At 50.2% G+C, this 13,972-nt stretch carries 9 protein-coding genes; all 9 read right to left on the bottom strand.

Annotation, left to right across the window (positions count from 1 at the left end; all coding sequences use genetic code 11):
* Positions 1-58: 58 nt before the first annotated feature.
* Positions 59-928 (bottom strand): type II secretion system F family protein, encoded by an 870-nt coding sequence (locus tag FS373_RS00540; protein WP_194165801.1) that lies wholly within the window; start codon positions 926-928, stop codon positions 59-61.
* Positions 925-1,857 carry a type II secretion system F family protein gene (locus FS373_RS00535; RefSeq protein WP_227992491.1) on the bottom strand — a complete coding sequence of 311 codons (933 nt, stop codon included), beginning with the start codon at positions 1,855-1,857 and terminating at the stop codon, positions 925-927. Before FS373_RS00535 ends, FS373_RS00540 begins: the two co-directional genes overlap by 4 nt.
* A complete protein-coding gene (locus FS373_RS00530; protein ID WP_407695672.1) occupies positions 1,857-3,077 on the bottom strand; it encodes a CpaF family protein in 1,221 nt (406 codons plus the stop codon). The genes FS373_RS00535 and FS373_RS00530 overlap by 1 nt, the downstream gene beginning before the upstream one ends.
* Before the next feature lie 125 nt (positions 3,078-3,202).
* Positions 3,203-4,057 carry an AAA family ATPase gene (locus tag FS373_RS00525; RefSeq protein WP_152828849.1) on the bottom strand — a complete coding sequence of 285 codons (855 nt, stop codon included), beginning with the start codon at positions 4,055-4,057 and terminating at the stop codon, positions 3,203-3,205.
* Between the two features lie 106 nt (positions 4,058-4,163).
* Positions 4,164-4,790: a CpaD family pilus assembly lipoprotein gene (locus tag FS373_RS00520; RefSeq protein WP_144047595.1), complete on the bottom strand. Its 627-nt coding sequence runs from the start codon at positions 4,788-4,790 to the stop codon at positions 4,164-4,166.
* A gap of 8 nt (positions 4,791-4,798) precedes the next feature.
* Positions 4,799-6,196, bottom strand: coding sequence for a type II and III secretion system protein family protein (locus FS373_RS00515; RefSeq protein ID WP_322619443.1), 1,398 nt, complete (start codon positions 6,194-6,196; stop codon positions 4,799-4,801).
* Positions 6,189-7,055, bottom strand: coding sequence for a Flp pilus assembly protein CpaB (gene cpaB / locus FS373_RS00510; protein ID WP_144047596.1), 867 nt, complete (start codon positions 7,053-7,055; stop codon positions 6,189-6,191). The genes FS373_RS00515 and cpaB overlap by 8 nt, the downstream gene beginning before the upstream one ends.
* A gap of 56 nt (positions 7,056-7,111) precedes the next feature.
* Positions 7,112-7,294, bottom strand: coding sequence for a Flp family type IVb pilin (locus FS373_RS00505; RefSeq protein WP_144047597.1), 183 nt, complete (start codon positions 7,292-7,294; stop codon positions 7,112-7,114).
* 53 nt (positions 7,295-7,347) lie between these two features.
* Positions 7,348-13,833, bottom strand: coding sequence for a hypothetical protein (locus tag FS373_RS00500; protein WP_152828848.1), 6,486 nt, complete (start codon positions 13,831-13,833; stop codon positions 7,348-7,350).
* Positions 13,834-13,972: the final 139 nt, after the last annotated feature.

Genomic DNA, 13,972 nt, shown 5'->3' with positions numbered 1-13,972 from the left:
GAACTGAGATTGATTCGTTGGCGGCAAGATGTTTGCGGCAACGAGTAAATTAGGCATTTCAAAGTTCACCTATCGATGTCATAAGTTCAATGATTGTCGGCGCCACGATCAGGACTACCACAGGTATCATGACCAGCACCACGAGTGGCATGGACATCTTGGCGGGGATCTTGCCGACCTTCTCTTCCAACGCCAGATACTGGTGCTGACGGCTATCCGAGGCGATAAGGCGCATGCTCTTAGCGATGGGACTGCCGTATTTTTCTGCCTGAGACAGGGCGATAACCATGTTTTCAATTTCAATGATGCCAGTGCGAAGGGCCAGGTTTTTCAATGCCTGGGGCCGGGAATCGAGCAGACGCAGTTCGGCTTCGGTGATCAACCACTCTCGGGACAGTTCCGGGGAGAAGTTCACCATCTCTTGACCTACCCGACCAAATACCGCCTCCAGAGTAAGACCGGACTCGACGCACACTACCATAAGGTCCAGTGCATCCGGGGTCGCTCCGGCGATGCGAGAAGAGACAAGCCGCGCCCTGAATTTGACCCAATGCTCCACCCCAATCCCGCCGATAACGGCAAACACCACCCCCTTGGCCAAGATGACCTTGTCGAAACTGAAGCCAGAATATGCCATCCAGCCGATGAAACAGCTTATCGCCACCAATAACTTGGCCACCACAAAGATGCTGGCAGCATGCTCAGAGTAGAATCCAGCTCTGAGCAACAAGGCCTTGATATCATCGCTGACCTTAATCTTAGATTGGAGCTGGTTCTGAGGCTTAGCAAAGGCCATAGCCCCGCGTTCCACAAGCTGTAAACGTGCAACGACCCCATCTCTCTGCCGCGCCTTAACGCTGCTGAGCAAGGCTAAGGAGCCCCCGGCGAGCAATAACATAAACGATACCCACAAGGATAAGGTCATCATGGTCGCACCTTAGTCAGCACATTGATGATGCCAAGCCCCAGAGCTATGCTGCAAACCACATATAACAAGACATTGTGCCCGGCTGGCGTGTCGGTGAGCACGGCGAAGGAGGTGGGATTTTTGAAGAACATGATGCTAATCAAGATTAAAGGCAAGCTAGCTAGAATCAACGCCGTCATTCTTGGCTCTGCGGTCAGACTCTTGATCTTCATCTTGATCGCACTATTATCGTGCAGGGTTCGGCCCAGGCTATGGAGTACCTCCCTCAGTTGACCACCGTTCTCCTGGTTCAAAATAAGTGCCACAGTGAAGAAGTGAAAACTTGCATAGGGCAAACGATAACAGGCCTGTTCCAGGGCCTGCTTAAGGCCGATTCCTATGGCGAGTCTGTCGCGGATAAGCTCAAATTCACGACCGAGGAAGCCCTGCTGATACTCAGATACCTGGGCTATGGCCTGGGGCACTGAGATGCCGGCCGCCACGGCGCGGGAGATCTGACCCAACACCTGAGGAAAGGCTTGATCGAACTGCTTCATCTGCATCGAGCGCATCAACCAGAAAAAACCTAAGAAGCCGATAGTCGGCACCAATATCAACAGTGCCAGGCGCACATAAACAGGCAAGAAACCACTCATTATCCAGCTGGTGATAGCCGACGTAACCAGACCCAGATAAAGGAAAGTTTTCCCCTTGAGCCCGAATAGGTTATCGATACGAGACTCCAGTCTTCTGAGCCAGCGTAGCCAAGGACTCACTTCCTGCTCCCAACCAAAGAGTGACTTAGACACAGATTTATCTTGGGCCTTGAACTTAGTCACGCTCAACAGGCGCCTTCGAGTCTGACGACGCTGGCCAATGTAATACCAAGAAGAAACAGCACTGACCGTCAGGCTCAATACTAGGAGAAAAATGGCGCACAGAGCAAACATCAATTCACTCCCATCACTTGCTTGAGTCTGGTATCTAGCTGGTAATATCTGGCCTTCTCGATAAATTTAGGCACTTTTTGTGCAGACAAGAATTGCCCCAACACATTGCCTTGGCTGTCCTGCCCCTGATAATCGAAGCGAAACAGATCATGGGTAAGATATTGATCTCCTTCCAGACCAACCAGTTCGGTGATATTGGTCACCCGACGTCGACCATCCCGCATTCTCTCGATCTGCACAATAATGTCTATGGTTGCGGCTACCTGACGCCGCAGGGCCTGTGCCGGCAGGTTAACTTCCGCCATCAACAGCATGTTTTCCAGACGGATCAACGCATCGGATGGCGAGTTGGCGTGCAAGGTACACATGGAACCATCATGGCCAGTGTTCATCGCCTGCATCATGTCAAATGCTTCGGCGCCACGCACTTCGCCGAGAATGATGCGATCCGGACGCATACGCAGGGCGTTCTTCAATAAACGACGCTGATCGACGGCCTCCAGACCTTCAGCGCTCGCCGGACGCGTCTCGATACGTATGACATGGGGCTGCGCCAATTTTAATTCTGCCGCATCTTCTATGGTGATGATCCGCTCCTCGGGTGAGAAACCAAACGACATAGCATTGAGTAGCGTAGTCTTACCCGCACCCGTGCCGCCGGAGATCAGCACATTCACCCGGCAACGGGCTATGATGTCCAGCAAGGTCACCATATCCGCCGACATGGCCCCAAGCTCGGCTAACTGGCTCAGACTACGTTTGTTATCGCTGAATTTACGGATCGAGATACAAGTGCCATCCAGGGCCAGAGGTGGAATGAGTACGTTAACCCGGCTGCCATCGGGCAGGCGGGCATCGACCATAGGATTCGTCTCATCGATCCTGCGGCCAATGCGGCTCACAATTCGTCGGGCTAAATTGAGCACATGCTCCTCATCGCGAAAGCTGATTTCCGCCGACTTGAGCTTACCTTTATGCTCGATAAACACTTCCTTGTGGCCGTTGACCATGATGTCGGTGACATCGGGATCATCGATCAACACTTGCAGCGGCCCCAGGCCTAACATTTCGTCCACCAGGCGCAGCATGATCTGCTTCTGTTCCTGGCCTCCCATGGGCAGTTGATGACGCTGGGCTATATCGCCCACGGCCTCGAAGGTCCGAGTCTCTAGCTCCTCACGGGAGAGTTGGATCACAACGGCGGGTTCGATAGCGAGCATAACTTCACTGTGGATCAAGGCGAATCGACTCTGCTGACGCTCGGAATCTTTGACCGACTCGCTCATAGCTACCGAACCAGAGCGAGGCGACGGGCTCTGATTAGCCGATATTTTTCGTCCAAACATCAGTCTCTCCTGAACCAAAGTTTCATTCGGCTCACAGGAGCGACTTGTTCACCCGTCACTCTGGCAGCGAGTTGCTTAAACACCCTACCGAGTCGACCGTTATCGTCGGCAACATGGCTTCCCAGAGTCGCGGTGGATAACATCTTCTCCGGGCTAAATGGGATCACCAGATCTACGCTCTGGCCCAGAGCTTGATTGACGTCGGTTAACGAGATCAAAGAAGCCTTCTCTGGCTTAGTATGATTAAGGATCAGAATCGTCTGCTGATCATGATCTGTCGCCAGCTGAGTCAATAATTGATTGGTATGACGAATCGAGGCCAGTGTCGGCTCTACGATGACGATACGAATATCAGCGCTACGAATAGCCTCGAAACCGACACTGTCACGCAGACAGAAAGAGGGGATATCCCAGATCAGATAATCTGTCTGTTGCTGACAAAATTGTGAAGTCGCTTCTAAGGCCTCCGAGTCGGGCCAAAACTCCTGGGCCAACTGCTGACTATAGCCGGTAAAAACGTACAATTTCTCCGCCGCCTTCACTCCGCTACGCTCGAACACTATAGGCTCCAGACGCTCGGGATACTGCAACATCTCGGTGAGCCTATTATTGGCACTGATATTCAGATGCAGATCTAAGTCGCCGCTAACAAAGTCCAGATCCGCGCAGGCGACCCGCTTGTCGAGTTGCTGTGACAACACCCAGGCAAGGTTAGCCGCGACACTGGTGCTACCCGCTCCGCCCTTGGCGCTGGCAACGGCGATACGTTTGCCTAACTCACCCGATGCTACCCGGTATTGTGAATAATCGGTCTGAGAGCCGCTATCCTGAATCTTGTAAATATTTGAAGTCATCTAGAGTAGGACCTTAGACTCATGTTGAGAGATATCCTAAATTGCAAGACAAGCACTTTGCCTCCCACGACTAGGGCTGGAAGCTGGTTAAAATATGTATTCATAATTAATTTCCAGAACCGCCTGATAGCGCGCCTGAGATTGGTGAAGACTCCCTCAATGGGGCATTGGGTTGAGCATAATATGCTTCCAGAGTCGACACAGCCTTGCGGCCCTCGGTCGCAGACAAGGTCTCGCCCACCACCAAATCCCGAGGGTTTGCCACCATCTGAGCCAAGGCGCTGGCATTGGCACAGCCAAAGTTAGCCGAACGTTTAAAACTGTTGAGAATCGTCTTAGGCTCTTTGCCCGCATCACAATGGCGAACTAAGGTGCGATACGACTCGACCACCAGAGTCAGATCTTCAGAGGTGCTGGCAGACTCCCTCCGAAGGGTCCGGATCTGCGAGGGATATATATTTCTGCGGTGCAATAATTCCTGCACCGAGTTCAGCACCTTTTCTCCCCGTGAAGAGTGAGTTTCGATACGTACTCTTAAGTTGGCTGGATCGCCCTGGCGCAGCAGGAACTCTTCCAATGCCGCCCTGTCTTCGCTATCGAGTGTTTCTGCGATTAACCGCAGAGAAAACACATGGGTCACCGCCTCGATGGCGATATCGGGCTGACGTTTTATCGGATCGCCAGAGCAAGCCAAGAGCAGACTGCTAAGCAGCAATAAAATAATTAAGCGCATGACTCACCTCAGTAATAAAATCCGTTGTCGCCAAGCAGACGCAGCTGACGATTATCGTTCGGGTTAACTTGCGTATCCAACGAGCTGAGCACTCCCCTTCGGGGCCAGGCCAGCAGGCGCTCGACATCGCTCATGGGAATGAGTCCGTCGGTAGGCAAAGGCAATGAATCCCCCCGGGTGGGTTCAACCAGATAGGCAGTGGCAATGATGATCAGCTCAGTCTCCTCACGCTTAAACTCATTGGAGCGAAACAAGGCCCCGAGAATGGGGATATCGCCAATCCAGGGCATCTTTTGCATCTGCTCAATGTCGGTGGATTGCAGCAGGCCGCCGAGAACGAAGCTCTGGCCACTGGCCAGCTCTATGGTGGTCGATGCCTTACGTGTCATGAATATCGGAAATGATGAGTCTCCCATCACCACATTGGTGCTCTGGGATATGGTACTGACTTCAGGTTCTATCTGCAGGCTGATGCGATTAGGGCTTAACACGGTAGGTTTAAAATCCAGACGCACACCGAAGGGCTTATATTCTATGCTGACAGTGTCGCCATAGATCAGCGGAATGGGCACCTCTCCCCCCACCAAAAAGGAGGCCTTCTCACCGCTAATCGCCGTCAAGTTAGGCTCGGCCAATACTGATATCATGCCATTGGTCGCTAACGCGTCGACCATGACCGAAAGGTTGCTCCAGCCCAGACCATCGATAAAGGCGAGTTTGCCTGTGCCAAATCCTTGGGAGCCCCACTTGATACCGAGTTTATTGGAAACATTACGTGATACCTCGGCGATCCTCACTCTCAGGTTGACCTGAGTCGACATGGTGATCTGCAACTGATTGATCAGCTCACCTTTACTGGCAGTGCCCGATTTAGCCTGCTGCCCGCCGCCATTTTGACCTTGTTGCTTAGCTCCCTTAGCCTGATCCGAAGATTTCCCCCCCTGCTTGCCTTGCGAGGATTGAGGTTGAGAGACATAACCTTCAGACAGGCGAATTATCTTCTCCGCCATGGTTGGCGTCGGCACCCGGCCCTTCAGAAATAGCTTGCCTGCGATAGATTCGGCGCTGACTAAGGCATCGGGAAATTCACTTAAGATCAAGCCATTGAGTTCATCGACGTTATGACTGACCTTCACGCTTGCCGAATAGATGACATTTTCATCGGCATCGAGCACGTAGAGGGAAGTGGTGCCGGCTTGCTTGCCAAATACCATGATCTTGGTATTGGTCAATGCCTGATAATCGGCGATGGTATTACTGGAGATGAATATTGATTTGGCCGTTTTAGGCAATTGCACCAACTCAGCTTTATTTAGGGTCACGGCTAAAATCATATTTAATGACTCTGCTTGTGATGCCCCACAAAATAACAATATACACAAAAAGGAGGTAATTACTTTAATCACTCTTGTCCCCTGCTTGATTTAGCACACGTTTATCACTGGCTCTGAATTCAACTAAACCTATATTGGGTTGAACGCGTTTAATATCAGGAAATATATCGGCGATATTAATTTCATCTTGTCTATTGGCTTCATCAACAAGCTCATTGTTACTGCGTAACACTAGCGTCAATATGCCTAACTGATTGGCTAATATAATTCTGTTGGCCTGCTTAGCTAATACTTCTAATGTCACCGCACTGTCATCGGGAATAAAACCTTTATTCTCCTTCTGCGCCGCTATATATTGTTCGACTTTGACGGCATCGTTAAAGGCAAGCACACGGACATTCCTCGCTATTGTTTTCACATACAAGCTCTGTGTTTCATTGCCCCGGGTGCGAAGCTCCTGCTCCTGGGAGGCTAATAATAAGACATCGACAAAATCCCCAGGACCCACTAAGCCAGAGTTAGCTGTCACCTGATCCACTGGCACAGAAACCGCGCGGTATCCGGGACGAAGAGACACCGACAGAAAGCCGCCCTCTTCAGGCTTAAGAAAATCCGACAGACTCATGATATGTCCGGCAGTAAACGAGCTCACAAGCACTGAGCCATTAAACTTGAGAATATCGAACTTATCCTTACCGATATGATCCACTAAGCCAGTCAATTCATCTTCATTCAGTGCTTTCCATTCGAATAAAGAAGCACTGAATCGCTGGCCGGATTTAATTTCCTGCTTAGCCACGAGAATTTCGTGTATTACATTCTCCGTTTTTATATCTACCTGCTTCTGGGGCGCAGAAATACTCAGGTACAGGCCAATAAGGCCAGCCAGAGATATAAAAACCGAGAAATACATTAAACGTTTTACTGTCATTATGAGTATTTCTATTTAGAGATGATGGAACAGTTCCATCTATTTAAAGGTGAGCGTTATGATTCTTCCTGAATCGTTTCCAGCTTGGACACTATGGTCTCGTAGGCGGCATCGATAGCCTTAGTCAACTTCCCATCCTCGCCTAAGAAACTAAACATAACCAGAGACATGGCCGCCGCTAATATTGCATATTCGATTGCAGCTGCGCCGCGCTGTTTTTTCTTGATAGTATTCATCATATTTTTATTCCTCTGGTGTTAATACGCTTGAATTAATATTCGATATACGCTAGTTATTCCCCGCGTAATCGATACAGAGAGGGATACATATTATAGCCCCCCTCATAAGTCACATATGCCTCGGTTCCATCTATTTTCAGGCATCTCTTTCTTTTGCCGGAATAACCTAAACTTGATTCATCCGATGAAACATAACAGGCTAGTTTATTGTAATTCCCACTCACCTCATTATTTATAAATACTGACTGATCAAAAGGATATAGAGTTTTAATCTCATCGAAGCTTGGTATCGCCCATGTGGTCAGACCGCACAGTGAAGCGGTATTAACCTCATCGACAATCGCTGCAAGATCGTTGAATTTTTTAAACCTTGCACCGCCTTTATCATCGAATAACTGCCAGTAATTGCCACTGACCTTGTCTCGGGTGCACTTGGCGTTAGCCAACACCAATGTCACTGAGCCATTAATATCGATTAATTCATAGGGAGAGATTTCGCTGACAAAGCGGGCGATAAAAATCTTGTTATCGAGCTCACCAACAGATTTGTCGAAAAAATCCTTGCTGGAGCCATAATTGTTAGCTGTTTTAAAGGTGAAGGCCTGCTGCTTGGCTCCGTCACTGACATGGGCCTTACTTAGCCAATAGAAGAAACGTTTGCCGCCGTTGTACTTATCATATTCATCAGTCAGGGCCAGATGGTTGGGAAACACACTGGTGTCTATGGTTCTAGAATAACTGCTACCTGAAGTGGCTAAGGTTTCTGTCTGAGTCAGGCCTGGTACCTGCCAATCGCTATGCCCGCAGTAGTTGGCATCATTGCGCCGCTTCAATAAGCCGCTGGTGCCCATTACGTTCGACTCTGTATTAGTGCCATCATCGAATGGCAAGTTATCTGAGCCCCCAGGCAAACCATCACCCAGCAAGGTCCAGATCCTCGAATAATTAGCAAATCTGCTGTCGAATACACAACGCCAGCCTTGGGCGAAGCTGGTATTACTCGGCAAATAGTCACCATTAATATCCAGCTTACTGAAATGGGTACCGATCACGGCATCGGCTGCGGGCACGGTATAGCCATCGCTCTTTGCCCGTGTTAAAGCTTGCATCGCCGTCGTTTGCGCCGATGTCACATCTGCGCCCGACTCGAGTGCATTTAAGCGTGCAAGCAAAATATTGAGCTCAGTATTGATGGCATCACTGAGCCCTCCTGAGTCCAGCGCTTCGGTTAACTGGGTATAGATAGCATCGAAATCTTTTAGGGTCAGCTGCAACTGGTGAATCGCCTGATACAACTCAAGCGCTGCGCCGTGTAGCACCTGACCATTGTCTCCGGCTATCGAGGTTATCTTATTGATCACATCGTCCAGATTTTTTCCCAGAATCAACAGATAATTAAGGGCATGCAGCGCCTTTATCGAAGCCTGAGTTCGGGTCAATACTAAGTTAATGTCTGTCTTTTGCGCCTGCAGTTCGACCAAGCTAGATTGCAGCGAAGCCAAGTCTACACTCGTCGTAGTCGGGCGATTTTTTATGATCAGATCCACATAGAGTCGATATGCCACATAAGCTTCATCTAGCTCAGTTGCCAGTGCCCTCGCCTCACCGTTCAAAGCCTGCATATCCAGCTGAATCTTCTCGACATCATTAAGTACCGGGTCAGTTTTAACCATCTCGGCTAGCAGGCTGGTATTCAAGTCGATTTCCAAGATCTCTAAGGAGTTAACCCCAGTCACCGCATCGTTTTTAATGGCCAATAAACGCGCTACAAGCTCACTGGTCTCTCCCAGTATCCAGTAGGGATAATACGAATTGCTCCAACTCGGCTGTGCTATGGCACCATTGTTATATAGCACATAATCTGAACCAGACTTTGCCCAAAACGAGCCATAGCCTCGACTCATGTTCACAGGTTTATTATTCCCCGAACTGCTTATGGCCGTTGATGCCATCACCAGAGACTCAGGGGGAGCATCCCAGCCGATCAGACCGCAAACAGAATTTAGGTTCAAAGAAGCCAGCTCGTCGACAAGCTTTGTCTTATCGAAGTAACTGCTTTTTCCGCCCCAATACCTAGGCTCACCTTCTCCATTAGAGTCAAACTGTGCCCAGCACCCTTGATTGGTATCGAAACGATATTGATTACTGCCATTGGATGACTCGGAGATAGTCATTACCTGGCCCACAGATAACATAGGGACAAATTCCATAACAATAAATTGTCCACTGGCACCAGTGGCATCCATGATTTTCCCCGGCGCATTCACTTCTGTGGCCTTAGCATTACCACGCACACGGATCTGCAGCTTATCTTTGCTATAAACCTGTGAGCCCATATGTTGCGGATTACTGCCTACTGCAGTCCAGCTCAGGCCTGCATCATTGCTATATTCATAATGTGAAGCCTCAACAAAACCGGGAACCCAGCTCCACTTGAGGCCATTGGTTATACCGACACTGCTGGCATTGACGATTTCCGGATGAGTAGGGGCATCGGGTTGCATGCCGCCGATGAAATCAACGGTACTGACAAGGACCTTGCCTGCAGGCATGCCATTGGTCGCATTCGCCTTGACGCGTACCTGAACCATGCCGGCCGCAAGATTTATTTCACCCAGCTGCAAAGGTTTCTCACTGACTATCAGCCAAGTCGCGCCGCCATCGACAGAAAATTCATAATATCTTGGGTGAGAAAAGTCAGTGAGTAGATCCCAATCGAAACTGTTGAGATTGTCGTCCTGCTGTGGGTTTATCGGCGCATCAGGCTGAGATGGCTTGACCGTATAAACTTGAGTATTAACTAAAGGTAAGCTGGGTTCTTGGCCCGTTAAAGCATTTCCCTTCACCCGCACCCGAACTTCACCAGTCTTAAAAATATTATCGACTGGCAGTTGATAGGGATTGGCATTGACTATTCTCCAGTCCTGAGCCGGTGTCATGAGCTCATAATCTTCGGCCCGCTCAAATCCCGGTGTCCATTGCCAGCCAAAGGTATCGAGAGCATCATCGACAACTGCCGCGGTCGGAGCCTTAGTTCTGACGGGTTTGACCGTATAGGCCTGAATATTAGCTAAAGGTAAGCTGGGTTCTTGGCCCGTTATAGCATTTCCCCTGACTCGTACGCGGACTTCACCGACCTGATAAGTATTGTCAATCGGCAGTTGATAGGGGTTGGCGTTAACGGTTCTCCAATCCTGATCCGGTGTTATAAGCTCATAATCTTCGGCTTGGCTGAATCCCGGTGTCCATTGCCAACCGAAGGTATCGAGTACATCATCGACAACTGGCACGGTCGGCGCTGCGGCTGTTAAGGGCTTGACCGTATAACTCTGAGTATTGAGCAAGGAGAAACCAGGCTCCCGGCCCTTTCCTGCATCGGCCTTCACCCGTACCCTGACTTCACCGACTTGATAAATATTATCAACCGGCAGTTGATAAGGGTTAGCGTTAATTATTCTCCAGTCTTGATCCGGTGTCATGAGCTCATACTCTTCGACTCGCTCGAATCCCGGTGTCCACTGCCAACCGAAGGTATCGAGCACATCATCGACAACAGGCACGGTCGGCGCATCGGCTCTATAGGGCTTGACCGTATAACTCTGGATATTAAGCAAGGATAAGCCGGGCTCCCGGCCTGTGACTGTATCCGCCTTCACCCGTACACGGACTTCACCGACTTGATAAATACTATCAATCGGCAGTTGATAAGGGTTGGCGTTGACTGTTTTCCAATCTTGAGCCGGTGTCATTAGCTCATAATCTTCGGCTCGCTCGAATCCTGGCGTCCACAGCCAACCAAAAGTATCGAGTACATCATCGACAACTGGCGCGGTCGGAGCCTCCGCTCTGACTGGTTTGACCGTATAGACCTGGATATTGAGCAAGGGTAAGCCAGGCTCCCGGCCAGTGACTGCATCGGCCTTCACCCGTACCCTGACTTCACCGACTTGATAAGTATTATCAATCGGCAGTTGATAGGGGTTGGCGTTGACTGTTTTCCAGTCTTGAACCGGTGTCATAAGTTCATAATCTTCGGCTCGCTCGAACCCAGGTGTCCATTGCCAGCCAAAGGTATCGAGAGCATCATCGACAGCAGAGGCTGTAGGCGCAACAGCTATTGCTGGCTTAACCGTATAGGCCAGGGGATTGAGCAAGGGTAAACTGGGCTCCCGGCCCGAAACTGTATCGGCCTTCACCCGTACACGGACTTCACCAACTTGATAAGTATTATCAATCGGCAGTTGATAAGGGTTGGCGTTGACTGTTTTCCAGTCTTGAGCCGGTGTCATGAGCTCATAATCTTCGGCTCGCTCGAACCCAGGTGTCCATTGCCAGCCAAAAGTATCGAGAGCATCATCGACAGCCGAGGCTGTTGGCGCTGCGGCCGTTGACGGCTTGACAGTATAGGCCTGAGTATTGAGCAAGGCTAAGCTAGGCTCCCGACCAGATAAGGCATCCCCCTTGACTCGCACCCTGACTTCACCGGCCTGATAAATATTATCCATTGGCAGTTGATAGGGGTTGGCATTAACTGTTTTCCAGTCTTGATCCGGTGTCATGAGTTCGTAACCTGCGGCCCGCTCAAATCCCGGGGCCCACTGCCAGCCGAAGGTATCGAGTACATCATCGGTGACCGGCACAGTGGGCGCATCGGGAGCCACAGACTTAAGGGTGAAAGCGGCCTCCGAGCAGAGTATTCCTCCCGCTACATGGCTTCCCATAGCGTTGGCGATAACACGTACGCACACCTGACCTATGCCAAACTGCCCATCGTCTATCACGGCCGGTTTAGTGTTGGCGCCGCCCCAGGTTTTCCCAGCATCGGTAGAGATCTCGTAATGTGCCGCAGTCTCAAACCCTGGCACATAGTCCCAATCGAAACTGTCATTGATATCATCCACGACACTATTGAGCGCCGCAACAGGCTTGCCTAAGTCTCGGGTGAACACCTGAGCGATCACGGCAGAGAACCCGGCTGGCATGCCATTGTTAATGTTAGCTGGCACACGTATTTTTATGCTGTTAGCCGGATAATCCCTATTGCCGATATACTCTGGGTTGCCACTGGCCTGACGCCAAGAGCCGTCCAGATAAATTTCATAGTTAGCTACCCGAGGAAATGCCGCCAATAGCTCCCAGGTGAAACTGTCATGTTCATCATTGACCGCAAGGATTATCGGCGCCAAGGGACGAGCGGGTGTCACAGTGAAGGGAGTCGTTGAAGAGATGATGTGACCGGCCGGGATATTGATCTCGGACCGCTCGGTTAACCTGAGCTGCAGAGCACCTGCGGTAATAGCGAAATCTTCAACAGGCTGAGGCTTGGCCGTTATCGGCTGCCAATTGACTCCAGTATCCAGTGAATATTCATAGGAGGCATAATCAGTATGTTCAGGAACAAACTGCCAGTCGAAAACATTGCTCGCATCATTGATTGTCAGGCTAGCAGGCGCCGAAGGCATAAGTACCCGAGTGAATACCTTGTCTGACAGCACAGGCTGACCCGCCTGACGGCCTCGATTTTTATCGGCTCTGATCCTAACTTGGATCGCGCCAACCCCGTAAGCATCCAGGCCCACATAGAGGGGCATGGCACTCACCACCTGCCAGGTTTTACCGCCATCGCGTGAATATTCATAATCACTTATGTCGGTAAAATGACCGACCCAACTCCAGGAGAAAGTGTCAGATTCGTCATTAACCAGGCCTGACTTAGGCGCCTTAGGTATGATGACCACCCGATTGTTCAAGATCTCAGCAGGCGACACCAGCACTTCCCCGACATGATCCCTGACAATGTCATCCATGGCCTGGGGATTATTGGTCCCCACCAAGTTATCTGTCCGACTTTTCAGCACTGAGAGATCCAGCAAGCCCAACTTGGCTCTGGTGCCCTGACGAGCAATGCTCCTGCCGATACCGCTCTCCACCGAGGCCTGCTCACCAGCCTGCATGATCTTGGTCAGGCCCTGAGCCAGCAAATGCAGCTCTTTATCTATCCTGTCTTGACCGGCAACATAATCTGACATCAAGTTTTCGGCATCGATAGCCAGCAATTGAGCCAGAATGAGCTTCGCCGTATCGAAATGTGTGCCTCGCTGTGCGGCTATGGTGGTGATCAGACTAGTAAATGGCGTCACCAGTGCGGCTTGAGTCGCCGGAGCCGACAGCACGAATGCCTTATCGATTTTCTTATCTGGGTTATCCATGTCTACAGTTTGATTAGGGATAGCCTCGACGATGACAGAGTAACGACTCAGATTTTCACCCGTTACGGCCAAGGTAAATTCACCTGTCGCTCCGGTCAGTACGCTTTCACCATCATGGCTGTCACAATACAAGTTGTGGTTGAGATCGATACACACTCTGGCACCTTTCAAATAACCGTCCAGTGCCACCCCAGTCAACGTATTTTTCGGGATCACTGGCTCGGTCGTTGATGTCAGTTTACTGTCCGGCTCAGCACCTCCGCAGGCGGCTAAGAAAGACGTTAAAACGAGTGTTATAACCAAAGATGATGGCTGACTTCTGAACACCATTGAAATAGATCCCTAGGAAGATTTTTTTATTAACCAAATAAACATCGGCTTTACATTTTGGCGGATGATAATGCGGATGAGATCCATTATCAATATCATTTGGTGTTTTATTCTGTTAATTTACGTAACAGCGATTACA

This window comes from Shewanella sp. YLB-07 (assembly GCF_009377275.1).
This window is presented reverse-complemented; position numbering and strand designations above follow the sequence as displayed.